This window comes from Streptomyces sp. NPDC101166, from assembly GCF_044768125.1.
Taxonomy (GTDB): domain Bacteria; phylum Actinomycetota; class Actinomycetes; order Streptomycetales; family Streptomycetaceae; genus Streptomyces.
On the sequence record NZ_JBIWPF010000001.1, the window covers coordinates 713,981 to 738,842 of the forward strand.

The 24,862-nt window shown below is 70.9% G+C and carries 19 protein-coding genes; 7 read left to right on the forward strand and 12 right to left on the reverse strand.

All coding sequences use genetic code 11. The features are described from left to right. The first annotated feature begins 3 nt into the window (after nucleotides 1-3). The gene (locus ACIRS4_RS02980) at nucleotides 4-2,229 is read left to right on the forward strand and encodes a GDSL-type esterase/lipase family protein (protein ID WP_404189029.1); all 2,226 of its coding nucleotides are present in this window, start codon (nucleotides 4-6) and stop codon (nucleotides 2,227-2,229) included. Between the two features lie 187 nt (nucleotides 2,230-2,416). Here the strand turns inward: ACIRS4_RS02980 and ACIRS4_RS02985 are convergent, their stop codons facing one another. The 5 genes from ACIRS4_RS02985 to ACIRS4_RS03005 form a co-directional block, all read right to left on the reverse strand. Then, complete coding sequence (locus ACIRS4_RS02985; RefSeq protein WP_404189031.1) at nucleotides 2,417-4,462, reverse strand: RICIN domain-containing protein; 2,046 nt, start codon at nucleotides 4,460-4,462, stop codon at nucleotides 2,417-2,419. Nucleotides 4,463-4,566: 104 nt separating this feature from the next. After that, nucleotides 4,567-6,087, reverse strand: coding sequence for an alpha-N-arabinofuranosidase (locus ACIRS4_RS02990; RefSeq protein WP_404189034.1), 1,521 nt, complete (start codon nucleotides 6,085-6,087; stop codon nucleotides 4,567-4,569). 46 nt (nucleotides 6,088-6,133) lie between these two features. After that, a complete protein-coding gene (locus ACIRS4_RS02995) occupies nucleotides 6,134-7,021 on the reverse strand; it encodes a carbohydrate ABC transporter permease (RefSeq protein WP_404189037.1) in 888 nt (295 codons plus the stop codon). Then, nucleotides 7,018-8,001 carry a carbohydrate ABC transporter permease gene (locus ACIRS4_RS03000; RefSeq protein ID WP_404189040.1) on the reverse strand — a complete coding sequence of 328 codons (984 nt, stop codon included), beginning with the start codon at nucleotides 7,999-8,001 and terminating at the stop codon, nucleotides 7,018-7,020. Before ACIRS4_RS03000 ends, ACIRS4_RS02995 begins: the two co-directional genes overlap by 4 nt. A gap of 96 nt (nucleotides 8,002-8,097) precedes the next feature. Continuing rightward, nucleotides 8,098-9,450: an ABC transporter substrate-binding protein gene (locus ACIRS4_RS03005; RefSeq protein ID WP_404189042.1), complete on the reverse strand. Its 1,353-nt coding sequence runs from the start codon at nucleotides 9,448-9,450 to the stop codon at nucleotides 8,098-8,100. 634 nt (nucleotides 9,451-10,084) lie between these two features. On the opposite strand from ACIRS4_RS03005, the gene ACIRS4_RS03010 reads away from it, so the two are divergent. Both ACIRS4_RS03010 and ACIRS4_RS03015 read left to right on the forward strand, forming a co-directional pair. Beyond that, nucleotides 10,085-11,128 (forward strand): LacI family DNA-binding transcriptional regulator, encoded by a 1,044-nt coding sequence (locus ACIRS4_RS03010; RefSeq protein ID WP_404189045.1) that lies wholly within the window; start codon nucleotides 10,085-10,087, stop codon nucleotides 11,126-11,128. Between the two features lie 525 nt (nucleotides 11,129-11,653). Further along, on the forward strand, nucleotides 11,654-13,045 hold the full coding sequence (locus ACIRS4_RS03015) for an MFS transporter (protein WP_404189784.1): 1,392 nt from the start codon (nucleotides 11,654-11,656) through the stop codon (nucleotides 13,043-13,045). Between the two features lie 70 nt (nucleotides 13,046-13,115). On the opposite strand, the gene ACIRS4_RS03020 is transcribed toward ACIRS4_RS03015, so the two are convergent. The 6 genes from ACIRS4_RS03020 to ACIRS4_RS03045 all read right to left on the reverse strand — a co-directional run bounded on the left by ACIRS4_RS03020 (nucleotide 13,116) and on the right by ACIRS4_RS03045 (nucleotide 19,737). Then, nucleotides 13,116-15,128: a helix-turn-helix domain-containing protein gene (locus ACIRS4_RS03020; protein WP_404189048.1), complete on the reverse strand. Its 2,013-nt coding sequence runs from the start codon at nucleotides 15,126-15,128 to the stop codon at nucleotides 13,116-13,118. Nucleotides 15,129-15,205: 77 nt separating this feature from the next. Continuing rightward, nucleotides 15,206-16,006 carry a 3-hydroxybutyrate dehydrogenase gene (locus ACIRS4_RS03025; protein ID WP_404189050.1) on the reverse strand — a complete coding sequence of 267 codons (801 nt, stop codon included), beginning with the start codon at nucleotides 16,004-16,006 and terminating at the stop codon, nucleotides 15,206-15,208. A 54-nt stretch (nucleotides 16,007-16,060) separates the two neighbouring features. Then, nucleotides 16,061-16,540 (reverse strand): NUDIX hydrolase, encoded by a 480-nt coding sequence (locus tag ACIRS4_RS03030; RefSeq protein ID WP_404189053.1) that lies wholly within the window; start codon nucleotides 16,538-16,540, stop codon nucleotides 16,061-16,063. A 67-nt stretch (nucleotides 16,541-16,607) separates the two neighbouring features. Next, complete coding sequence (gene lnt, locus ACIRS4_RS03035) at nucleotides 16,608-18,215, reverse strand: apolipoprotein N-acyltransferase (RefSeq protein ID WP_404189056.1); 1,608 nt, start codon at nucleotides 18,213-18,215, stop codon at nucleotides 16,608-16,610. A 70-nt stretch (nucleotides 18,216-18,285) separates the two neighbouring features. Further along, entirely contained in the window at nucleotides 18,286-18,834 is a 549-nt protein-coding gene (locus ACIRS4_RS03040; RefSeq protein ID WP_404189058.1) for a hypothetical protein, read from the reverse strand. Between the two features lie 117 nt (nucleotides 18,835-18,951). Then, nucleotides 18,952-19,737, reverse strand: coding sequence for a glutamate racemase (locus ACIRS4_RS03045; RefSeq protein WP_404189061.1), 786 nt, complete (start codon nucleotides 19,735-19,737; stop codon nucleotides 18,952-18,954). A 16-nt stretch (nucleotides 19,738-19,753) separates the two neighbouring features. On the opposite strand from ACIRS4_RS03045, the gene ACIRS4_RS03050 reads away from it, so the two are divergent. Next, nucleotides 19,754-20,971 (forward strand): glycosyltransferase, encoded by a 1,218-nt coding sequence (locus ACIRS4_RS03050; RefSeq protein WP_404189064.1) that lies wholly within the window; start codon nucleotides 19,754-19,756, stop codon nucleotides 20,969-20,971. A gap of 16 nt (nucleotides 20,972-20,987) precedes the next feature. On the opposite strand, the gene ACIRS4_RS03055 is transcribed toward ACIRS4_RS03050, so the two are convergent. Further along, on the reverse strand, nucleotides 20,988-22,304 hold the full coding sequence (locus tag ACIRS4_RS03055) for a TerD family protein (RefSeq protein WP_404189786.1): 1,317 nt from the start codon (nucleotides 22,302-22,304) through the stop codon (nucleotides 20,988-20,990). A 306-nt stretch (nucleotides 22,305-22,610) separates the two neighbouring features. On the opposite strand from ACIRS4_RS03055, the gene ACIRS4_RS03060 reads away from it, so the two are divergent. The 3 genes from ACIRS4_RS03060 (at nucleotide 22,611) to ACIRS4_RS03070 (ending at nucleotide 24,753) form a co-directional block, all read left to right on the forward strand. Continuing rightward, the gene (locus ACIRS4_RS03060) at nucleotides 22,611-23,048 is read left to right on the forward strand and encodes a DUF6643 family protein (protein ID WP_404189067.1); all 438 of its coding nucleotides are present in this window, start codon (nucleotides 22,611-22,613) and stop codon (nucleotides 23,046-23,048) included. Nucleotides 23,049-23,143: 95 nt separating this feature from the next. Further along, the gene (locus ACIRS4_RS03065) at nucleotides 23,144-23,968 is read left to right on the forward strand and encodes an MOSC domain-containing protein (RefSeq protein ID WP_404189070.1); all 825 of its coding nucleotides are present in this window, start codon (nucleotides 23,144-23,146) and stop codon (nucleotides 23,966-23,968) included. A gap of 179 nt (nucleotides 23,969-24,147) precedes the next feature. Then, nucleotides 24,148-24,753 (forward strand): hypothetical protein, encoded by a 606-nt coding sequence (locus ACIRS4_RS03070; protein WP_404189073.1) that lies wholly within the window; start codon nucleotides 24,148-24,150, stop codon nucleotides 24,751-24,753. The last annotated feature ends 109 nt before the right edge of the window (nucleotides 24,754-24,862 follow it).

Below are 24,862 nucleotides of genomic sequence, written 5' to 3' on the forward strand. Positions count from 1 at the left end.
CTCGTGTTGTTCGCGACCGCGCTGGCGCTACTGGTCGGCGGGGTGGCCGGGCCGGCCGCCGGGCTCAGCGAAGCGCGGGCGGTGGCGTCGAAACAGGCAGGACAGCCCGGGCTTCTGGCGCTGAACGCTTCCGGTGCGCCCGGGGCCTCGATGGTGACCGAGGCGGACGGGGACCTCCGGCTCGAACTCGACGCGGGGGTCGGCTTCGACCGGAAGGGGGTGCAGCGGCGGATCGATGAGGACGCGGAGCGCAACCCTCTCCTCAGCGACACGATCCGGGACCAGTTGGAGAAGTACCCGGTGGGCATCTCCGATGACCCTAAGGCGGAGCGGCTGGACTTCGACGGCACGGTGCGGATCGAGGGCGACACCAGCCTCTCCCTCACCGTCCCGGCCTCGGAGGTGCAGACCGCCGAGAGCTGGAAGCAGTACTTCTTCGCCTGGGGCATGGGCTATCTGGTGACCTACCAGACCACCGGCTACTGCCTGATGTTCTTCCCGGAGCTGGCCATCGCCTGCCCCACGCTCGGCAGCTTCACCGGAAATCTGATCCGGGGTCTGCTCACCCAGGTCTTCAACCATGAACTCGGGAGCTCCAAGGCGTATACGAAGACCTTCCTGGACGCACTGAAGAAGGCGTTCTGGTCGCACGCCCAGGCCCGGATGCTGGCGTGGATCGAGAAGGCGGTCCCCGGTCTGCTGAACGCCTACAAGACCGCGCTGCGCAACGTGGCGATCTCCTGGGCGCGGACCGCCGCCAACTGGGTCGCCGAGCGGGCGGAGGAGATCGCCTCACTGCTGCCGGACGGCATCGCCGAGTGGGGTCCGCCGCCGGTGAGCGCGCTGAGCACGGTCATGGTGGTCGGCGACTCGATCAGCAACGGCTTCGAGGGCGACTACACCTGGCGCTACCGCCTGTGGCAGTGGTCCCGGGACCAGGACTGGGGCGCGCAGTTCGTCGGGCCGCTGAACGGCACCGTGGCACCGGACAAGCCCGAGGCGCCCAAGCCGCCCCCGCCGCTGGAGGACGAGCCGCCCTCGGGGACGGGCCCCAGCACCCCCCGGGGTGAGTATGCCCGGGGGGTGGAGGCCGCCTTCCTGAACAGCGGTACGGGGCACTACGCGATGTGGGGCCGTCGGCTGGAGCAGAACGTCCCGACCATCAAACCGGTCATGGAGGACATGAAGGCCCGAGGGCAGCTCCCGGATGTGCTTCTGGTCGAGCTGGGCTTCAATGACATCGGCTGGCTCGGCGCGGGTGCCGACCTGACCGAGAGGATGAAGCAATTCATCGACAATGCCCGTAAGGCCAACCCCGACGTCCATCTCGTGCTCGCCAACGTCCCTCAGCGCACCACCCTGGGCAGCGCCAACCCGGAACTCGGGAAGCGGACCCGTGCCTACAACGCCGCGCTCAGCGAGCGGGTGAAGGAGTGGAGCACCCCTGCTTCTCCGGTGGCCATCGCTGATATCGACAAAGCGATGGGCTGTGACCCCTCCGCCACCTCCTGCGACACCACCTACGACGGGCTGCACCCCAACAACCTCGGGGAGTACCGCATCGCGCGCGCCTTCGCCACCACACTGCACGACGAGTTCGGTGTCGGCACCGCTCTGCCGGCCGACCCGGTCGAGGTGGCCGAGCGGGTCGTCGGCACCCCGAAGAATGTGAAGTTCGACGGCACCCGGCAGGGCGTCACCCTCACCTGGGACAAGGTGTTCGGCGTGCACGGCTATCAGGTGCAGTGGCGCGACATCACCGCGGACCCGGACGGGGAGTGGCGGTGGGCCTTCCCCGTGGCCAACCGGTGGGACATGAGCCGCCAGTACTACGGCCAGATCTTCGCGGGCCACCGGTACGAACTCCGCGTCCGCGCGGCCTCCGGGGACACCGTCAAGTCGGCCTGGTCGGGCATCACCGGTGGCACCGCCCGGCCGACCACGCCCGATTATCCGAGGAACGTGGACGCCGGGGCAGGTCCCGGCGGTGGCGTCGTGCAGTGGGACCCGCCCACCGGGGACCACAGCGACGGGATCACCGCATACGCCGTCTACCTGTGGAGCAAGAACGCGGCGATCGGCATCGTCAAGAGCTTCAGCGTCTCCGGGACCGCGACCATCGCCGGCTTCCCGAGGATGCCGGCGGGTGACTACATCGTGATGGTCGCGGCGTGGAACAAGTCGGGCGAGGGCAAGATCGCCCTCAGCGACACCATCACCTTCGACTAGAAGGCTCGTGAAGATCTCGGGTTCCGGCCCTGCCGCGCGTGTGGCAGGGCCGAAATCGTTGTGTGTACGCGTTTCGCCCGTGTCTGAAGAACGCTGTGTCGTAGGCGTCGACCTCGGAACCCTGTCCGGCCGTGCCGTGGTGGTCCGAGTGTTTGGGGGCCAGGCCGGGGCCGGGCCCCCTGGCGGGTCAGTTGACCCGCACGACCTGCCACAGTTCGTCATCGGCGCCGTTGTCCGCCGACTGGACGATCAGCGCGCCGTTGGCGGTGGAGGCGGATGCGACGTCCGCCACCAGGCCGCTGGCGGAGTTGACGAGCTTGTAGTAGCCGCCTCCCGCATCGGTGAGCGTCCACTTCTGGGAGCTCGCGCCCGACGACGCGCTCTGGACGACGGCTGCTCCTGACGACGTCGAGCCGCTGTTGTCGAGGAACAGACCGCTGTTGACGTTCTTCACGGTCCACGCCCCGCCGCTCTGCGACGGGAACGTCCACAGCTGGCAGTTGTTGGCGGTGTTCACCCACTGGCCCGCCTGCCTGCCCGCCGTGGTGGAGGCGCCGGGGATCTCCAGGAACTTGCCGCTGTTCTTGTTGACCAGCCGGTACTGGCCGGTGGACAGGGTGGGCAGGGCGGTCTGGGTGAGGTTCCAGCGCTGGCAGGCGCAGCCGGTGTCGGACCACTGCCCGGCGGCGGTGCCGACGGTGGTGGAGGCGCCCGGGATCTCCAGGTACCTGCTGCTGATCCGGTTGGTGGCGGTGAAACCGCCCGCCGGGTTCGGGGCGATCGCCCACTCGTGGTCGAGGGTGCCGTTGTCGTCCCACTGCAGGACCTTGGCACCGTTGGCGGTGGACTGGTTCTGCACGCCCAGGACCTTGCCGCTGGCCACGTTGAAGATCTTGAAGTAGCCCGACGTCTGCTGGACGAACTTCCACTGCTGGTCGGTGGCGTTGTCGGCGTTCTGCTGGGTGGCGTTGACGCCGTTGGTCGTCGAGCCGCCCGCGATGGCCAGCATCAGGTGGCTGTTGGCGTTGGACATGGTGTAGGTGGCACCGTCGGAGATGCCGCCGCCCAGGTCGATCGTGCCGTAGGTGATCGGGTTGAGGCCGGTGCTGGTCAGGTGGCCGCCGCTGAGGACCAGCAGGCTGTGGCCGTCGGCCAGCGGGAGCAGGCCGCGGCTGTAGCCGCCGGGGACGGTGGAGGCGATGCGCGTCCAGGTGTTCGCGGCGCCGTTCTGGGTGTTGAGGAACAGGTCGTCGCTGCTGTTGGCGCTGACCACCAGGGTGCCGTTGGCGCCGCCGGTGGGCAGCCAGGTGATGTACGGGGAGCTCTTGGGCTGGGTGCCGTCGGTCGCCTTGAGCGGGATGGCGGTGGCGGAGCCGAACGCCTCCGGGTTGGAGGAGATCTTGTAGTAGACGGCGAAGCCGCCCTCGGGAGCGCCCCAGAACTCGTACGTCATCACATAGTTGCCGTTGGGCAGCTTGGCGATCACGGGCATGCCCGGCCGGTCTCCGTACGTCGAGGTGGCCACGTCATCGACCACGGAGCCCCAGTTCACGCCGTCCGTGGAGACCTGGTGGACGATCTTCTGGCCGTAGTCGGGGTCACGCTGGTCGGAGTAGTACACGATCAGCTTCGAGCCGGACACCATCAGGAACGGCTCCCACACCGGGGTCTTGCCGTTGGTGGGGTCGGCCTCGCCGCCCTTGGCGATGGAGCTGACGTACGTCCAGCTGACGCCGTGGTCGGTGCTCGCGTACAGGTCCAGCTCGGTGGACGACAGGTCGTTCGGAATGGAGTTGCCGGCCGCGAGGATCGTGCCGGCCGGGAAGCTGCCGATCTGCGTGGGCAGTTCGTAAAGGAACGGCTGGTAGCGGTTGCCGAAGCCGTTGTGGGTGTCGCTGATGCTGGAGATCTGCGTCCAGCTGTTGCCGTTGTCGGTGCTGCGGTAGATCGGGAAAACGGGGGTGCCCGAGCTGTACTGCTCGAAGGTGGCGAGCAGGGTGCCGTTGGAGGATCCGCTGTTCTGCAGGCGCAGAGCGCGCGGGTAGAGCGAACCGGGGGACGGGGCGTTCGATGGCGGGGTGTACATCGTCTGCGAGGCGCGGGAGATCGCGTGCGCCTGGCCGGCGGTGGGAAGGACGAGGGCCACGGCGGCTGCGAGCAGGGCCAGCAGCAGGGTGATCGCCTGGTTTCTGGGCAGGGCGCTGAATCCGGCGCCTTCCCTGGTGGTGGACATGGGCGGCTCCCAAGGGATGTCCGGGAAGAGGGGGTGGTGCGGGGCCCGCCGCACCCCCGGGAAGGAGGAAGAGGGGTGGAACGGCGGGTGTCCGAGGGGGTGGGTCAGCCGGCGCGGTGCAGTCGGATGACGTTCCAGGAGACGGGCGGCAGGCTCGCGGTGAGGCGGCCGTCGGTGACGGAACCGGTGTCGGCGGTGTACGGGCGGACCCGGTCGGGGTCGTCCTGGGTGTTGGCGGCGCGGATGTCGGGGTCGCTCAGCACCGAGTGCTCCACCGGTGTGAAGCCGGGGAACGCCCTTAGGTCGAGGGCGAGTTCGACGTTCTCGCTCCGGTGCCGGTTGACAGCGAAGACGGTGAGCTCGTCGGCGCCGTCCGCCTCCGCGAGGTGTGTGGCCACGGCGTCGACGACGGAGACCTCGCCGAAACGTTTCGTCTCATACGTCGGCGCGACCGGCTCCACCCTCAGGACCGTGCCGCGGGCGTGCCTGGCCGCCTGGGCGAAGGGGTGGAAGGTGGTCTGCCGCCAGCTCGGGCCGCCCGCCTCGCTGCGGATGGGGGCGATCACGTTGACGAGCTGGGCGAGGCAGGCAGCGGTGACCCGGTCGCTGTGCCGCAGCAGGCTGATCAGCAGCCCGCCGACGACGACGGCGTCGGCGACGTTGTACTCGTCCTCGATCACACGCGGGGCGACGGCCCACTCGGTGGGCTTCTCCTGCGCTTCGAAGCGGGTGTTGTACCAGACGTTCCACTCGTCGAAGGAGAGGTTGATCCGCTTCTTCCTGCGCAGCTTGGCCCGGGCGTGGTCGGCGGTGGCGACCACCGACTCGACGAAGTGGTCCATGTCGACCCCGGAGGCCAGGAAGCTGCCGAGGTCGCCGTCGAGTTCCTCGTAGTAGGCGTGGCAGGAGATGTAGTCGACCTGGTCGTACGCCTCCTCCAGGACGGTGGCCTCCCAGGCGCCGAAGGTCGGCATCGCCGAGCTGGAGCTGCCGCAGGCGACCAGTTCCAGCTTCGGGTCGATCATGCGCATGGCTCGGGCGGTCTCAGCGGCGATACGACCGTACTCCTGGGCGGTTTTGTGGCCGGTCTGCCAGGGGCCGTCCATCTCGTTGCCCAGGCACCACATGCGGATGCCGAAGGGGTCGGGGGCACCGTTCTTGATCCGCTGGTCGGACCAGGCGGTGCCGCCCGGGTGGTTGCAGTACTCCAGCAGGTCCAGGGCCTCCGCCACGCCCCGGGTGCCGAGGTTGACGGCCATCATGGGCTCGACACCGGCCTTCTCGGCCCAGCGGTGGAACTCGTGCAGGCCGAAGGCGTTGGTCTCGGTGCTGTGCCAGGCGAGGTCGAGGCGGGTGGGGCGGTCGGCGACCGGGCCGACGCTGTCCTCCCAGCGGAAACCGGAGACGAAGTTGCCGCCGGGATAGCGCACAGCGGTCACGCCCAGCTCGCGCACCAGGTCAAGGACGTCACGGCGCAGGCCGTCCTCGTCGGCGTACGGATGGCCGGGCTCGTAGATGCCGGTGTAGACGCAGCGGCCCATGTGCTCGACGAACGAGCCGAAGGTGCGGGGGTTCACGTCGGCGACGCGGAAGGCGGGGTCGACGGTCAGGGAGGCGTGCAGCATGAAGGTCGCTCCGGAAGGTGCGCGGGAAAGAGAGGGAGGGCTGGGCTCACTTGAGGCTTCCGACGGTCAGACCGCCGCGCCAGTACCGCTGGAGGAGGAGGAAGGTGACGACCAGCGGCAGGATCGCCACGAGGGAGCCCGCGATGACGAGGGTGAACAGCGCGTTGGCGCCGGACTGGATCAGCGCTCCCTGGTACCAGGACTGCAGGCCGACGGTGAGCGGGAAGAGCTTGTCGTTGTTGAGCATCACCAGCGGCAGGAAGAAGTTGTTCCAGGTGCCGACCATGGAGAACAGCAGCACGGTGACGAGGGCCGGCTTCAGAGTCGGCAGCGCCACCGACCACAGCACGCGCAGCTCGCCGGCCCCGTCCATCCGGGCCGCCTCCAGCAGCTCGTCCGGCAGGGACTCCTGGACGTAGACCCGTACGAGGTAGACGCCGAAGGGATTGAGCAGCTGGGGCAGGATGACCGCCCACATGGTGTTGGTCAGCGCGACCTTGCTCAGCAACAGGTAGGTGGGGATGGCCAGGGCGGTGGCGGGCACCATGATGGCGCCGAGGAGGCTGGAGAAGAGCAGGTTCCGGCCGGGGAAGCGGTACTTGGCGAAGGCGTAGCCCGCGAGGGTCGCCACGGCGGTGGCGCCCACCCCGCTCACGCCCGCGTAGACGGCGGTGTTGCCCATCCAGCGCAGGTACTCGCCGTCGTTGTAGGTGAACAGCTGCCGGACGTTGGTGACGAAGGCCCCCGGCGAGTGGAACCACAGGGCGGCGGTGGAGAACAGCGCGTCGTTGTCCTTGGTGGCGGCTACGACCAGCCACCAGAACGGCAGCAGGAAGTACAGGATCATCGCCACCATCACCACGTTGGCGGTGACGCGTCCGCGGGCGGCGGACGGGCGGGGGGCGGTGGTGGCGGGTGCGGCGACGGTGGTCACTTCAGTCCGCTCCTCTTGCGTGTGGCGAACAGGAAGAAGTAGGAGCCGATGAAGACCACCGCTCCGAGAGAGAAGGAGATGGCGGCGGAGTAGTTGAACTCCGAGTACTGGAACGCCAGGTTGTATGCGTACAGGTTCGGCGTGTAGTCCGGGGTGATCACCTGGGAGGCGGTCGGCTCCAGCACCCGCGGCTCGGTGAAGAACTGCAGGGTGCCGATGAGGGTGAACATCAGGGTGAGCACCAGCGCCGAGGAGATCATCGGGACCTTGATGCGCAGGGCCGTCTGGAGCTGGCCGGCGCCGTCGAGCTTCGCCGCCTCGTAGACCTCGCGCGGCAGGCCCTGGAGGGCGGCGTACAGGACGATCATGTTGTAGCCGGTCCACTGCCAGGTCACGATGTTGCCGAGCGAGGTCAGCATCAGGCCGTGGCCCAGCAGGTCGACCTCCCCAAGACCGAGTGACTCGCTGATCGAGTTCACCGGGCCGAAGGTCGGGCTGTAGAGGAAGCCCCACATCAGGGCGCCGATCACCGCGGGCACGGCGTACGGCATGAACAGGGTCATCCGGAAGACCTTGGCGAGCCTGCTCGTCACCTCGTCGATGATCAGCGCGCCCAGCAGGGCGAGGCCGAGCATCAGCGGGATCTGCACCACACCGAAGACGGCCACCCTGCGCACGCCGGACAGGAACTGCGGGTCGGTGAAGGTCTGCTTGTAGTTGGCGAACCAGCTGAAGTGGTCGCCGCCGACCAGGGTGGAGGTCCGCAGGCTCAGCCAGAAGGCGTACGCCAGCGGAGCCACCAGGAAGGCCAGGAAGAGCAGGAGGAACGGGCTGACCAGCAGCAGGCCCATGCCCTTGTGCCGGGTGCGGGCGGACAGCCCGCCGGGACGCCGGCCCGCCATGGGAGTGCGAAGCCCCCTCGCGGGGACGGCACTCGGCGGTGCCGTCGCGGTGGATCCCTGCTGTCGGAGCAGGCTCATCACTTCTCCTTGCGCGTCGTGCGGGCCCCCGCCGGCGGCGGAGCTGTCGGGCGCGGGCGCGCCGGCGAGGGCATGGTGAGCGGGGTTTCGGGCCGGTTACCGGCTGACCTTGAAGCCCTGCTTGCCCGCGTAGGAGGTCACCTTCTGCTGGACGTTGTCGTTGACGGACGACCAGGGGGTCTGGCCCTGGAGGGCCTTGCCCACCTCACCGGTGTCGGTGTTGTAGGCATAATCCTGGAACGGGCTCCAGTCGAAGGTCCCGATGCCGTTCGCGGCGGGCACGAACACCTTGTTGATCTGCTGGCCGCCGAAGAAGTCGTACTTCTTGTCCTGGAAGTACGACCCGTTGAGGATCGGCTTGGACAGCGGGAAGAGGTACGCCTGGTCGATGCCGATCTTCCAGGCCGCCTGGGAGGTGCCGAAGAGCTCCCGGGCGACCTCGGTGGCCTCCTTGGGGTGCTTGGTCTGCGAGGTCACCGAGAAGCTCGAACCGCCCCAGTCACCCTGGGCGTTGTCGCCCGCGTTCCACTGCGGCAGCGGGGCGACGGCCCACTTGCCGGAGGTCTTCGCGGCCACGCTGGAGAGGTAGCCCGGCCCCCAGCCGGCCGCGATGTAGGTGGCGTACTTGCCGGTGCCGAGACCGTTGTAGAAGTCCGTGGTGGCGTACGACTGGGTGTCGACCAGCTTGTTCTTGACCAGGTCGCCCCAGTAGTCGTACACCTTCTTGGCGTTGTCGTCGTTCAGCTTCACGCCGATGTCCGGCAGCTTGCTCGCCGAGTACGTGTAGGGGCGGGAACCGGCCTGCCACATCAGGCCCTGGCGCCAGCCGGCGGCCGTCTCGTCGCTGCCGAAGTCGGTCATGTACGCCTTCGGGTCGGCCTTGTGCAGCTTGGCCGCCTCCTCCTTGTACTCCGCCCAGGTCGTGGGGACCTTCAGGTGGTACTTCTTGAAGAGGTCGGTCCGGTACATCATCGCCATCGGGCCGCCGTCGACCGGGATGGCGTAGACATGGTCGCCGTCGGAGGCCTGCTTCCAGGCCCAGTCCACGTACGTGTCCTTGTCCGCGTTCGCGCCGTACTTGCCCATGTCGAGCAGGCCCTTGGTGAGCTGGATGGTGGGCAGCTCCTGGAACTCCAGCATGACGACGTCCGGGGCGCCCTGGCCGGCCTTCAGCGCGGTCTTCAGCTTGGTGTACTCGTCCTGGCCGACGCCGGCCTGGACCCAGTCGACCTGGACGTCCTTGTGGGTCTTGTTGAACTCCGCCACGACTTGCTTGAACTGCGGGTACCAGGCCCACACCTTGATGTGCACGGGGCCGCTCTGCGCGCTGCCGGCGCTGCCGCCCCCGCCACCGCAGGCCGCGAGGAGCACGCCGGCGAGGGCGGCGGAGGTCGCCGCGACCGTGGTGCGCCGAAGGGAACGGGAGGTGGGCTTTCTGCTGGACGACATGAGCGATCTCCACGGTGAGAGTGCCCGAAAGGGCAGGAGGACGGAGGTACGGAGATGTGCGGGGAGGCACCTGCGGGTGTGCCGGGCACGAGGACGTCCCGCGTCGAAGGACCAAGGACTGCGGAAGGACCACGGAGAGCCTGAGGGCACTCGGAGCACGCCGGATCGGCCGGGGGCCGTCGACAGGCCTCGGCCCGCTCGGGGGTGGAGCTGTCCGCCGCGGGATCCTGGCGGACGGACGTCGGTCGACGCGGGAGGGTGGGCGTGCGTGACGTCGGTGAGGGGGTGCGCCGGCTTGGTGATCAGCGCGGCGGGCGCGCCGGACGACGGCTCAGACCGCGGTGAGTAAAGAGTGATGCCCTGTCAGGGCGGGTGCGGCCCCCGGCCCGTGAGAGGTTGCTGATCCCACTGCGGCTCCTACTGGTCATCCCCGTGATCGCTCTCGGGGATCCGGTCCGTGGCGCGAAGACACCACGGTCCCTGGGTACTCGATCCGCTGCGGATCAAGCCCTTCTGCTACGCTCTGCAGCGCTGCAAAAGTGTTAACCGAGAAGTTGCCGCGCTGCAAGAGGCGCAGGAGACCTCTTCGGGAAAATTTCAGCGCTGAAACCGACATCCGGGATGAAGGTGGCATATGGCAAAGGGCGTCACACTTCGCGACGTCGCGGAGCTCGCCGGCGTCTCCAGCCGGACTGTGTCCAATGTGGTCAACGGCTACGCGCCCGTCTCCGAGGCCACCCGGGCCCGGGTTCAGCAGGCCGTGGACAAGCTCGGCTACCGGCCCAATGTGCTGGCCCGCAACCTGGCCGCCGGGCGCTCGGGCCAGATCGCCGTGGTGGTGCCGTACCTGGACACGCCGTACTTCGCCGAACTGCTGCAGGGCATCATCCGCGCGGCCCGCGTACAGGGCTACAACGTCCTGATCGACCAGACGGACGGTGACGCCGAGCACGAGAAGCTGTTCCTCAGCCGGGGCTCCCAGCATCTGCTGTTCGACGGTGTCATCTTCAGCCCGTTGGGCTTGGCCCAGTCCGACCTGTCCGAACGGGATCCGAGCCTGCCGCTCGTCGTGCTCGGCGAGCGGGTGAGCGACGGCGGTTTCGACCATGTCGGCATCGACGACGTGGCCGCCTCCCTGGAGGCGACCGAGCATCTGCTCGGCCTCGGTCGGCGCCGCGTCGCCGCGATCGGCGACCAGCCCTACCGCACCGGCGAAGCGGCCCAACTGCGCACCCGGGGTTACCGGCTGGCCCATGAGCGGGCCGGCCTGCCCGTCCGCGAGGAACTCGTCGTCTCCACCCCACGCTTCAACCGCTCCGACGGCGCGACGGCCATGGCCCACTTGCTCGACTTGGAGGAACCGCCCGACGCGGTCTTCTGCTACAGCGACCTGGTCGCCCTGGGCGCCCTGCACACTCTCGCCTCCCGCGGTCTGCGCGTCCCCGAGGATGTCGCCGTCGTCGGCTACGACGACATCGAGGACGGCCGCTACTCCAATCCGTCCGTCACCACGGTCTCCCCGGACAAGAAGGTGATCGCGGAGACGGCGGTGGAACGACTGCTCAAGCGGATCGGCAGCTCGACCCCGGTCCCGGGCATGGAGATCCGGGCACCGCACCGGCTGATTCCTCGAGCCAGCACCAAGGGGCGACAGGCGGCGACAGCTGACGGATCGTGAGCATGGGGGCGGGCGCGGAGGCCGGTACTCGTACAGGACGACTCCGCACGTGGGGAGACCTACCAGCGACTGCTGGCCCGCAACAGCCGCACCCGCCGCGAGGTGCTCGGCTCCTGCTGCCTTACCGAGCGCAAGACCGTGCGGCCGCCGTCAACTGCACCTTCCCAGCGACCGACTCGGCGCTCGGCCTGCGACGGAACCGTCCGCAAGCCCACTCCATGCCGGGCCAGACGGCGACACCTGTCCGATCCGCCCAGACGACGGGGGCAACGCAGCGTAGTCAGCACCAAGTCAGCACGGGAGTCAGCACGGCACGTCCACATCACGCCCGAACGACGCAAGTCAGACAGCACCCTTCGCGGCCTCTTTGGGGCCATCGACGACACCCCGTCCGCACCTCCATGGTGTGCACGCGCACTCCAACGCCCAGAACTATGGTGTCTCACCACATACGCCTCTGACCTGCATGTTCCTACGGTGTGGCGATACACGAACGTCCCCGCCGAACCGCAGGAAGTGGTGCCGATGTCCTCCCCCGCGACCGCTCCCCCACCCCCCGCCAGCCTCAAGCGCATCGTCACCGCCAGCCTCATCGGGACCACCATCGAGTGGTACGACTTCTTCCTCTACGGTTCCGCCGCCGCTCTCGTCTTCAACAAGCTGTTCTTTCCGGGCTCCGATCCGCTCGTCGGCACGTTGCTCTCCTTCCTCACCTACGCCGTCGGGTTCGCGGCGCGACCGCTCGGGGCTTTGGTGTTCGGGCACTTCGGGGACCGGCTCGGGCGCAAGAAGCTGCTGGTGCTGAGTCTGCTGCTGATGGGCGGGGCGACCTTCGCGATCGGCTTGCTGCCCACGCACGCGAGTGTCGGGACCGCCGCGCCGGTGCTGCTGACCCTGCTGCGGCTGGTGCAGGGGTTCGCGCTCGGCGGTGAGTGGGGCGGGGCCGTGCTGCTGGTGTCGGAGCACGGCGACGCGAGGCGGCGCGGGTTCTGGGCATCCTGGCCGCAGACCGGTGCGCCGGCGGGGCAACTGCTCGCGACCGGCGTGCTGTCCCTGCTCACCGCCGTGCTGTCGGACGCCGCCTTCGTCAGCTGGGGCTGGCGGATCCCGTTCCTGCTCTCCGGGGTGCTGGTGATCGTCGGGCTGTGGATTCGTCTGTCCGTCGATGAATCGCCCGTCTTCCGGCAGGCGTTGGCGCAGGCCGAGGCCCGCAAGGCCACACAGGCGGCGGCCGACGCCGAGAAGCTCCCGCTCGTGTCGGTGCTGCGTCACCACTGGCGTGACGTGCTGGTGGCGATGGGCGCGCGTATGGCGGAGAACATCTCCTACTACGTCATCACCGCGTTCATCCTCGTGTACGCGACGACCTCGGCCGGCGTCTCCAAGCAGACCGCCCTGAACGCCGTCCTCATCGCCTCCGCCGTGCACTTCGCGGTGATCCCGGCCTGGGGCGCGCTGTCGGACCGGATCGGGCGGCGTCCCGTGTACCTGCTCGGCGCGGTGGGCGTCGGACTGTGGATGTTCCCCTTCTTCACGCTCGTCGACACGGGCCGCTTCGGCAGCCTCGTCCTCGCCGTGACCGTCGGTCTGGTGCTGCACGGTGCCATGTACGCGCCGCAGGCCGCCTTCTTCTCGGAGATGTTCGCCACCCGGATGCGCTACTCCGGGGCTTCCATCGGCGCTCAGTTCGCCTCCGTCGCCGCCGGCGCGCCGGCGCCTCTCATCGCCACCGCGCTGCTGGCCGACTACGACAGCTCCACACCGATCACCCTGTACGTGATCGCGGCGGTCCTGCTGACGGTGGTCGCCGTGGGCGCGGCCAAGGAGACCCGGCTCCGCGATCTGGCCGACGTCGGCCCCTCCGCCGGCGCGGAGGAGAGCGAGGAGGCTCCCGCGGCGGACGTTCGCGCCGTCTGAGCGTGGAGCAAGCCGGTACTCGGCTCCTCTCCCCTGGCCGACCCCCGTGCGCCGCCCGCGCGTACGGGGGTCAGCGGCGTGTGGGGCTTGCCAACGCGTGCAGTCTGAGGGCCAGTTGTATCTCCAGGGTACGGGCCGGGCTCTGCCAGTCGTCTCCCAGGAGCCGGCCCACGCGTTCCAGGCGCTGGGCCACCGTGTTGACGTGGACGTGGAGCCGGTCCTTGGTGCGGGCCGGGCTCATGCCGCAGGCGAAGTAGGCGTCGAGGGTGCCGACGAGGTCGGTGCCGCGTCGTTCGTCGTAGTCGACGACCTTGCCGATGGTGCGGTCGACGAAGCTCGTCACATCCCGGTCGCCGGCGAGCAGCAGGCCCAGGAAGCCGAAGTCCTCGGCGGCCGCCCCGTCTCCCGAGCGGCCCAGCAGGCACAGCGCCTGAAGACAGCGGCGGCTCTCCTCGTACCCGGCGACCACGGCGTCCGGACGGGCGGTGAGCTCGCGCACAGGTGCGGAGGCGCCGACGGTGACCGCTTCGTGGACCGCGGTGCCGAGGTGCCGCGCGGTGCGGCGGGCCAGCTCGGTCGCGGTGTCGCCCGGTTCCAGGGGCAGCAGCAGGACGGTGCCTCCGTCGCGGGCGGCGGCCAGACCCTGCCGGGTGGCGGCGAGGTGGGAGGCGGCGGACCACAGGCGGCGGCGGGCGGCCGCCTCCTGGTCGGCGTCGGCCGCGGCGGTGTCCAGACGCGCCGCGAGGACCACATGGGTGGCGTCGAGGTCGGCGCGCAGCCGGGCGGCGCGGTCGCGCAGCAGACGGGGGTCTCGGTCGCGGGCGTCGAGCAGGTCGTCCAGCAGTTCGCCCCGGACGCGTTGTTCCGCCTCGGCGGCGGAGCGCCGGGCGAGCTGCAGCAGTGAGGTGACCATCGCGGCGCGCTCCAGGGTGCGCTGGTCGACGGGGTCGAGGCCGGGGTGGCCGCGCAGGACGAGCGCACCGAGCAGTTCGCCGCCTGCGGCGACGGCCGCGATCCAGTCGTCCTCGTGCCGTACCGCGTGGCCTTCTGTGCGGGACGCCTCCACGGCTGCTGCGGGCGCCGATTCGCTGAAATCGACTGCCCCGCCCAGGACTTGGGAGACGGCGGCGGCCACGTCGTGGACGCCGCCGCCGCGCAGCACGAGTTCGGCGAGCCGGTCGTGGACCTCGGAGGCCCGCTCGATGACCGCGCTGCGGTCCTGGATGATCTCGTTGGCCCGCTCCAGCCGGGCCAGGGCGGAGCGGGTCTCCGTGAGCAGGTTGGCGGTGTCCAGGGCGGCGGCGGCGAGTGCGGCGAAGGAGCCGAGCAGGGCGATCTGTTCCCGTTCGAAGACCCGCGCGCGCCGGTCGGCGGCGAACAGCACCCCGATGACGTTCGCGCCGAGGGTCAGCGGCACGCCGAGGATGGCGACCAGGCCCTCGTCGTGCACGCCGGCGTCGATGGTCGTGGTGTGCCGGAAGCGGTCGTCGCGGAAGTAGTCGTCGGTGACATAGGGGCGGGCCGTCTGGGCCACGAGGCCGCCGAGTCCCTCGCCCATGCCGAGGCGCAGTTGCTGGAAGCGGGCGGCCACCGAGCCCTCGGTGACCCTCATGTAGGTGTCGCCGCGCTCCGGGTCGTTGAGGCTGAGGTAGGCGACGTCGGTGCCCAGCAGGGAGCGGGCCCGCTGCACGATCGCCTGAAGGACGGCGTCGACGTCGCGCAGGCCGGCCAGGTCGTGGGCGGTCTCGAACAGCGCCGACAGTTCGGCCTCCCGCCGGCGGCGGCCCTCCAGCTCGGCCCGCACCCGCAGCGCGAGCAGCTTGGCGTGTTCGAGGGCCTCGATCCGGTCGGCGGTGTGTCCCGCGGCGCGCGCCAGGAGCACCGGCCGCTCGTAGGCCTCGGCCGCCGCGCCCCGGGCGAGCAGCTCGAGGAACGGCGCCTCGACGCACTCGGCTGCGCCGGGATCGCCGGAAGCCGGCGCGGCGCCGGAGGTGCCGGGTGCGGCGGCTTCCGGCTTCGCGCCGGTCGCCGGCTCGGCGTCGGTGACGGAGCGCTCGATCGGCTCCATGTGATCGCGGGACATGTGCACAGGATTGCTCATGAACGGTCCGGCTCGTCAGGCCTGTGGACAACTTCGGGATCCGCTCGCGGCGGGCTCGCTCAGTGCGCGGTCCAGCCGCCGTCGAGGACGACGGACGCGCCGGTCATGAAGGACGCCTGGGGCCCGCACAGATAGGCGACGGCCTCGGCGACCTCCTCCGGTTCGATGAGCCGTTTGACGGCGCTGTCCCGCAGCAGCACCTCCGCGAGCACCCGCTCCTCGGGCAGTCCGTGGGTGCGGGCCTGGTCGGCGAGCTGCTTCTCCACCAGCGGGGTGCGCACGTAGGCCGGGTTCACGCAGTTGGAGGTGACCCCGTGGGGCGCGCCTTCGAGGGCGGCCGTCTTGGACAGGCCCTCCAGTCCGTGCTTGGCGGCGACATAGGCGGACTTGTAGGCGGAGGCGCGCAGTCCGTGGACCGAGGAGACGTTGACGATGCGCCCCCAGCCCTGCCCGTACATGTGGGGCAGTGCGCCGCGGATGAGGCGGAACGGCGCCTCCAGCATCACGGTGAGCACCGTGTGGAAGACGTCGGGCGGGAACTCCTCCAGCGGCCGCACCAGCTGAAGTCCGGCGTTGTTGACCAGGACGTCGGTCCCGGCGGCGGCCTGCTCGGCCGCGTCGAGGTCGGTGAGGTCCAGGACGCGGGGTTCGACCGTGCCGGGCAGGCCGTCGGCGCTCTCCGCGAGGGTCCTCAGGCCGGCGGCGTCCCGGTCGACCGCCCGTACCTCGGCCCCGGCGGCCGCGAGGCGGAGCGCGCAGGCACGGCCGATGCCGCCGGCGGCGCCGGTGACGAGGGCGGTGCGACCGCCGAGGTCGAGCGGGGTGGCGTGGAGGGCCGGAGGGGCGCTGCGAGCGGTCATGCCCTGACCCTAGGCAGCGCCCCTCCCCCACCCCATATGGTCAGAATCCATACTTCACTGGGAACCCATGGTGTCGAACCATGTAGGTGCGTCTGCCATCGCCTGCTTGATCCGCAGCAGGGCGAACTGGTTCAGCTCCGGCAGGGCGTCCACCGCGAACCACCCCACCTCCAGCGACTCGTCGTCGTTGACCCGGGCCTCGCCGCCCACCGCGCGGCAGCGGAACGTGATGTCCATGTACTGGCAGACGTCGCCGTTGGCGTACCTGACCGGCTCCAGCGCCTGGACGAGGACGACCCGCTCGACGACGCAGTCCACCGCGGTCTCCTCCTTGACCTCCCGCACGGCGCAGACCGCCGGCTGCTCCCCCGGGTCGGGGATGCCGCCGATCACCGCCCACCTGAGGGTGTCGGAGCGGCGTCCGAGCAGCACGCGTCCCTCGTCGTCGAAGACGACCGCCGTGACGCCGGGGAGCCACAGCAGCTGGTTCCCGGCGGACGCCCGGAGCGTACGGATGAAGTCAGGAGTAGCCATGGCCCGACCCTAACGGGCGGCCGTGACAGCGCACGGCCGCTCCGGGGAGCGGGCGACCGGCGTACGGCTACACGCCACCGGCGCGCCGCCCGCGCACCGCGGCGCCGATCGCCCAGCCCAGGCCGCCCGCCGCGACGAGCACCAGGGCGATCTCCGGGAGGGTGCCCAGCCGCGTCGCCGGCGTCTCGGAGGTGCGCAGCGGCACCTTCTGCACCAGGGAGTCGGCCACGAACATGCCGGTCTTCTGGGTGATCCTCCCATCCGGCATGATGATCGCACTGACGCCGCTGGTCACCGGCACGGTCACGGTCCTGCTGTGCTCGACGGCGCGCACACGGGACATCGCGAGCTGCTGGTAGGTCATCTCGCTGCGGTCGAAGGTGGCGTTGTTGCTGGGGACCGAGATCAGCTGGGCCCCGTCGGCGACCTCGGACCGCACGGCCCAGTCGAAGGCGGCCTCGTAGCAGGTGACCAGGCCCACCTTGGCCTCGCCCATGTCGAACACGCCCGGCCGGGTGCCCCGGCTGAAGTCCCGGCGGACCATCGACGTCCATTCGCCGTTGATCGCCCCGATCAGCGAGCGCAGCGGCAGGTACTCGCCGAACGGCTGGATCTGCCGCTTGTCGTACGTCTGCGTGGGTCCCTTCACCGGGTCCCAGAGGATCTGCTCGTTGTAGACCTTGCCGTCGCGTTCGACCACGCCACCGACCGAGATGGGCGCGCCGATCGCCCTGGCCGCCCGCTCGATGACGGCGGCGGCGTCCGCGTTGGCGAAGGGGTCGATGTCGGAGGCGTTCTCGGGCCACAGCACGAAGTCCGGCCGGGGCGCCTTGCCGGCCTCGACCTCGGCGGCCAGCCGCTCCGTCTCACGCGCGTGATAGTCGAGCACGGCCCGCCGCTGGGCGTTGAACTCCAGACCGAGGCGGGGGACGTTGCCCTGGATGACGGCGACCGTGGCGGTGCCGTCCTGTGCCGTGTCGCTGACCAGCGGGCGGGCGGCCACGGCCGCCACCACCGGCACGGCCAGGCTGAGCAGAGCAACGGCGGCCGCGGTCCGGCGCACCTCGCGTGTGCGGCGCCATTCGAGACCCACGCGGACCGCTTCGTACAGCCCGAACCCGCACAGGACGACGGCGAAGCCGAGCACCGGGGTGCCGCCGACCGCCGCCAGCGGGAGGAAGACGCCGTCCGCCTGCCCGAACGCGATCTTGCCCCAGGGGAAGCCGCGGAAGGGCACACGCGCGCGTGCCGCCTCGCCGGCGATCCACACCGCCGCCGCCCACACCGGCCAGGCCGCAAGCTTGGACACGGCGGCGATCCCGACGGCGGCCAGCGCGACGAAGACCGCCTCGATGACCACCAGGGCGAGCCAGGGCCCGGGGCCGACCTCGACGCCCGTCCACACCAGCAGCGGCAGCAGGAAGCCGAGGCCGAAGAGGTAGCCGAGGCCGAGGGCCGCCTTCAAGCGGCGCCCTCGCAGCGCCCAGCCGAACCCGGCGAAGGCCGGCAGGGCCAGCCACCACAGGGGGCGGGGCGGGAAGCTGACGTAGAGCAGAACTCCGGAGAGCGCCGCTACGACGGCGGGGACGAGGCGCAGGAGCCGAGCACGGAGCGGCGGCGCGGTCGCGGGCTCCACCTGGTCCGGTCGGCCCACGGAGGTTGCGGTGACGGTCACTCCGGGAGTGTACGGCGAGTGAGCTTTTGGCCGACAGCACGGTCCATCGCACGCACGCGCACCCCTGACGTCAGTGCGCCGCCCCCGGCGTGCTGCCCTGCCGCAGTCGGGCTCTGATCGCCAGGACGGCGGATTCGGCGTCGTCCACGGTGATGGTGAAGGTGTGGCCGTCCCACAGCCGTAGCACCACACCCTCCCCGCGGCGCACCACGACGGCGGTGCCCTTCTCCGGACGCCAGCGGTAGCCCCAGCCGCCCCAGTGGCGCGGGGTGACGTGCGGCTCGAATTCCGCTCCGGCGACGTGGGCCAGCGGGATGCGGCGACGCGGCAGCCCTATGTGACCGCAGCGCACTTCCAGGGACTCCTTGTCGAGCTTCAGGTCGACGTGGACGAAGGCCAGCGTCCCGAAGAGGACCATGAGCCCGGCGGCGATGCAGCCGACGACGGACATGACGAGCGGCGCGGCCCCAGACGTCCATGCGGAGTCGATCGCCAGTTCGATGCCGAGCGCCATACAGGCGGCTCCGATGAGCGCGAGCAGCCACTGGAACCGGTTGGTGGCCCGCCCGTGCCAGACAGGGGCATGCGGGGCCTTCTCGTCCTGGGGGTGGTCCCTCATAGTGACGAGGTTACTCAGGTTTCGCTCCGCCGGTACTCCGTAGCGCAGGGTCACTGCGCCGGCCGGGCGAACCCCGCAAACAGGCCCAGCCGCCGACCCGGCGAACCGCGGGCCGGGTCACCGCGCGGGGCTGACCTCCTGCAGGAGCCGGCCCTCGGCGTAGGTCAGCGCGGGCACGGGAAGCGTGCCCTCCTGGCCGCTGAGCAGGACCGTCACCGTGCCGAGGGTCTCGCTCTCCGGGTGCAGGCCGGCGCCCACGCGGCGCAGGGCCTGCGCGGCCACGGCGCCGGCCGAGCCGTGCAGGACGAGCGGCGGGCGGCCGGGACGCTGCACGGCGGCGCGGATGCGCTCGGCCACCAGTTCGTAGTGGGTGCAGCCCAGGACGACGGTGGTGACGTCCTCGGGCGTCAGCGCGGCGGCCGCGGCGACGGCGGAGTCGATCGCGGTCTCGTCCGCCTGCTCGACGGCCTCGGCCAGGCCCCAGCAGGGCACCTCGGCGACGGGGACGCCGTCGGCGAAGTCCCGGATGAGGTTGCGCTGATAAGGGCTGCCGGTGGTGGCGGGCGTGGCCCAGATGGCGACGGGGCCGCCGCCGGCCGCGGCCGGCTTGATCGCGGGTACCGTGCCGATCACCGGGATGTCCGGTTCGAGACGGGCCCGCAGGGCGGGCAGGGCGTGCACGGTCGCCGTGTTGCAGCCGACGATGAGCGCGTCGGGCCGGCGGGCCGCGGCGGCCTCGGCGACGGCCACCGCGCGCGCGGTGAGGTCCTCGGGCGTGCGCGGGCCCCAGGGCATGCCCTCGGGGTCGAGGGAGAGCACGAGATCGGCGTCGGGTCGCAGGCGCCGTACCGCGGCGGTGGCCGCCAACAGCCCGATTCCGGAGTCCATGAGCGCGATCTTCACCCGGCCACCATAGACGATGTGCTCTTGCGGCCCCCCTGCGGTGGGGCAGACTGCGGCCGTGAGCGCCATCGTGTGGATCGCCGCCGTCTCCCTGGTCGTCTGGCTGTGGCTGCTCTGCTGCCAGGGCTTCTTCTGGCGTACGGACGTCCGGCTGCCTCCACGCGAGACGCCCGCGGACTGGCCGGATGTGGGCGTCGTCGTCCCCGCCCGCGACGAGGCGGCGGTACTGCCCGCGAGCCTGCCGTCCGTGCTGGCGCAGGACTATCCGGGCCGTGCGGAGGTCTTCCTCGTCGACGACGGCAGCTCGGACGGCACCGGAGAGCTGGCGCGTGAACTGGCGCGGCGGCACGGCGGGCTGCCGCTGACAGTGTGCTCGCCGGGTGAGCCGCCGGCCGGCTGGACCGGCAAGCTGTGGGCCGTGCGCCACGGCATCGATCTCGCACGCGCGCGTGGGCCCGAGTACCTCCTGCTGACGGACGCCGACATCGCGCACGCGCCCGACAGTCTGCGCGAGTTGGTGGCGGCGGCACGCGCGGGCGGTTTCGATCTCGTCTCCCAGATGGCGAGACTGCGGGTGGCGAGCCGTTGGGAGCGGCTGGTCGTGCCGGCGTTCGTCTACTTCTTCGCGCAGTTGTACCCGTTCCGCCGGGTCGGCCGGCGCGGGGCGCGCACGGCCGCCGCGGCGGGCGGCTGTGTGCTGCTGCGCACCGAGTCGGCGGAGCGGGCCCGGGTGCCGGACGCCGTCCGGCACGCGGTCATCGACGACGTGGCGCTCGCGCGCGCGGTGAAGAGGTCGGGCGGGCACATCTGGCTCGGGCTCGCCGACAAGGTGGACAGCGTGCGCCCGTACCCGGGGCTGCACGACCTGTGGCGGATGGTGTCGCGCAGCGCCTACGCGCAACTGCGCCACAGTCCGCTGCTGCTGGCGGGCACGGTGCTGGGCCTGGCGCTGGTGTACCTGGTGCCGCCGCTCGCCGTTCCGGCAGGGCTGGTGCTCGGCCTCCCGGCCGCGGCGGTGTGCGGCGCGCTGGCGTGGCTGGCGATGGCGGGGACGTACGCGCCGATGCTGCGCTACTACCGCCAGCCGCTGTGGCTGGCTCCGCTGCTGCCGTTCACCGCCGCCCTGTATCTGCTGATGACGGTGGACTCCGCGGTGCAGCACCACCGAGGGCGCGGTGCGGCCTGGAAGGGCCGCACCTACGCCCGCCCGGACCCGGTGCCCGACGAGGGCTAGCCGCCCTGGTCGGCGTCTACTTGCGGCCGGGTGTCCAGTTCATGCCCCAGCCGTAGGCGTGGTCGACCGTGCGCTGGGGGCTCACCCCGCGCTGCGGCACCAGGTAGCGGGCTTCGCGCTGGACGACGAGGTCGCCGCCGGTGTGGGTGATGAGCGCGAGCGCGCACACGGTGGAGGGGACGGTGCACTCGTCCAGGGAGAAGTCGATCGGGGCGCCGTGCTGCGGGTGGAGGGTGACGGTGGCGTGCAGGTCGGCGAAGGAGCGGGCGCCCTCGTAGATGGTGACGAAGACGAGGATGCGCTTGAAGTCGTCGCGGTGGTCGAGGTTGATGGTGAGGTTCTCGCCGCTCGCCAGCGCACCGGTGCGGTCGTCGCCGTCCAGGTGGATGTACGGCGGCTGGTGCAGGGCGCCGAAGGCGTTGCCGAGGGCCTGAACGACTCCCTTGCGGCCGTCGGCGAGTTCGAACAGGGCGCACAGGTCGAGGTCGAGGTCGTTGTGGAGCGCGACGGCGCGTCCGCGTTTGCTGCCCCACCCGGAGAACTGCTTGCGCACCTCCCAGTTGAGGTTCACGCGCATGGCCCCCGAGGTTGCGCCCTGCTTGGCCAGCGACACCGAGGGAGCGCTCTTGGTGAGCGTCACCTTGGTCAGGCGGACCGGCGGGGCGGCGGGCTGCGCGGGCGGCGGCGGAGGCGCGGTTCGGTGGGCGGGCGGGGGAACGGTCGCGGGGGAGGCGGGCGGGGGCGTGGGGGCGGCCTGGGGCGTCGACGGGGGCGCGGGGTGGGCGGGTTGGGTAACCGGGGGCGCCGACGTGTACTGCGGTTCGTCGACGGCGATGCCGAAGTCGGTGGCCAGCCCCTCCAGTCCGCTGCCGTAGCCCTGGCCGACGGCCCGGAACTTCCAGGCGTCCTGGCGTCGGTAGAACTCCCCCAGGACGAACGCCGTCTCGACGGTCGCTCCGCTGCTGTCGAAGCGGGCCACGACGTTGTGCCCGGCGTCGCGCACCTCGACGTAGAGGCCGGGCACCTGCCCGAACGCGCCGCCGTCGGCCGAGGCGGCCAGGACGACCGTCTCGATCGCGGGCTCCACGCGCGCGAGGTCGACGAGCAGTGTGTCGGTGACCCGGCCGCCGACGTCGCGCTTGCCCTCGTGGCGGACCGCTCCCGAGGAGTGCGTGGGCTGGTTGTAGAACACGAAGTCGTTGTCGGAGCGGACCTTTCCGCCGACCAGCAGCAGCGCCGAGGCGTCGGCGTCGGGCACCCCGGGCCCGGACCGCCAGCCGACCTCGACTCTCAGTGCCGCCGTGGGCACGGGAGTGTTGGAACCCTTCGCCATGGACATGTCCGCTCCCCCATCACCTGTGACCGGGCCGGCCCGGCACACCGCTCGGGCGCCCGCCGGATTGCTTGTCGGGTCAACTTGTTCGTGCCGACAGTGAACTCCCCTCCACGGCACGTGAACAGACCCCGCCCGACCGGGGGTGACCGCCTCGGATCTCGGCTTTTACACGATTCACCCGACGTTTGCCGCCCCTTTTCGCCGAGTTCGCTCACATTGGGGAGCCGGAGGTACCCCCGACACGGAAAACAACCCTCTTATCGGTCTCCCCAACCAGCACATCGTGGGCTTAACTTATGTGCCATGACCTCCCCCCGCTCCACCTATGGCGGCGGCTACTACTCCGCCTCCTTCCCGGACACCCCGATCTATGACTCGCTCGTGGCCGAGCGGGGCACCCCGCAGATCGCCCCGATCCGGGTCCCCGCCGCGTACGACACGAGCGGCAGCAGCCTGCCCGCGCTGCCGTCGGCGCTGCCCGCCCTCCCGGCGGCCCCGTCCCAGCCGTCCTACGGCTATCCGCAGGCGCAGCAGCCCGCCCCGCTCCAGCAGGCACCCGCGGCCTACATCCCGCCGCAGGCCTCCGCCCCGCGCGGCTATCCCGGCCCGCAGGCGCAGCAGCAGCCGCGTCCGGCCGGTCCCGTCGCGGGCTACGAGGCGATGCGCCCCGCGGCTCCCCGGCCCGTAGCGCAGCAGTACCAGGATCCGTACAACAACCAGCAGCAGTACCGCGGCTACTGAGCCGACCCGCGTTCCTCCGAGCTCGCCCTTCCCGGCGTCCGCGCCATGCGCCTCTCACCTCACCCGGCGCCGGCGCCACCTGACAGGATGAGCCCATGGGGAACACGGAACTGCTGTCGATACACATCCATCCGGTCAAGGCGTTCCGGAGCGTGTCGCTCCGGGAGGCCGTCGTGGAGCCCTGGGGGCTGGCCGGAGACCGACGCTGGGCAGTGATCGACCACGGGGGAAAGGTCGTCACACAGCGCCAGCAGCCGCGCCTCGCGCAGGCCGCCGCCGAGCTGTTGCCCGGCGGCGGCCTGCGGCTGTCCGCGCCCGGCCTCGAGCCGCTGACCGTCGAGGTGCCCGAGCCGCTGGGGACGGTGTCCATGGACATCTTCGGCGACAAGGTGCAGGCCGTCGTCGCCGAAGAGGCCGCGCACGCGTGGTGCAGCGCATATCTGGGCGCCGACGTGCGCCTGGTGCACATGGACGATCCCGCGACACGCCGCCCGGTGGATCCGGAGCACGCGCTGCCCGGCGAGACCGTCTCCTTCGCCGACGGCTATCCGCTGCTGGTCACCGCCGGCGCGTCCCTGGACGCCCTCAACACCCTGATCGCCGCGGGAGAGCACGCCGCTGAGGGGCCGTTGCCGATGAACCGCTTCCGGCCCAACGTGGTCGTGGCGGGCACCGAGCCGTGGGCCGAGGACGGCTGGTCGCGGGTCTCCATCGGCGAGGTCGACTTCCGAGTGGCCAAGATGTGCGGCCGGTGCGTGGTGACCACGACCGACCAGGGCACCTCCCACCGGGGCAAGGAGCCGCTGCACAGCCTGGGCCGGCATCGCCGCATCGGCGGCAGTCTGATGTTCGGTCAGAACCTGGTGCCGCTGTCCGGCGGCACGATCCGGGTCGGTGACCCCGTCCGCGTCGCCGGGTAGCGGCGGCCGAAGACCGCTCTTCGGAGGGGGAACCTCCGCGCACCCCTGGGCCGTTGTGCTTTCGCGAGCAGTTCACGAGAGGTCCCGGTTCCGGGTGATTTCGCTCTCTCTTGCCCCCGAAGGGCACGTGAACGGCTCCCCGGGGAGTTATCACGGAGCGGAAAGGGGGTTGGGGCACGGTGCGAGCGATCGGTGGAATCTGGCGCTGGCGGCACAATCCGCTGCGGCGTACGACGGACCTGGTCGAGGCCTGGGTCGCCCTGTCGGCGCTGCTCCTGGTGCTCCTCGCCGCTCCCGTCGTGGGCGCGGTCGTCGGCGCGGTCGCCCAGAGCGCGTTGCAGCAGGCGGTCCGCGACCAGCGCGACTCCCGCCACGAGGTGACGGCCGTCGTGGTGCGCAGGCTGGGCGGTTCACCGTTCGAGGCCGACCCGGAGACCGGCACCGGACGCGACACGCGCACCCGCGTGTTCGCCGACTGGAAAGCCCCGGACGGCACCGCCGCGCACGGAGCCGTCATGTCCGGTCTGCAGACCCCCCATCGGGGCGACCGGTTCTCCATATGGACCGACGGGCACGGCCGACTGGTGGCCCGTCCGCTGGACTCCGCCACGGCGACGACACACGCGGTGCTCGCGGGAATCGGCGCGGCCTTCCTCGCCGCCGCCTTCGTCGAGGGCGGCCGGAGAATGATCGTCTGGCGCATGGTCCGCCGCAGGTACGCGCGTTGGGACCAGGCATGGGAGCGCGTGGGCCCGGACTGGGGCCGGACCGGTACCGGCAGCTGACGGCCTTCCCTCACTTGTCAACCGAGCGCCTCCGCGCACGCTACGGTGGACCGGCCGAGCCACTCGGCATCAACCCGCGCGCGAGGGAGCCGGAGGGGCATGCCGCCCC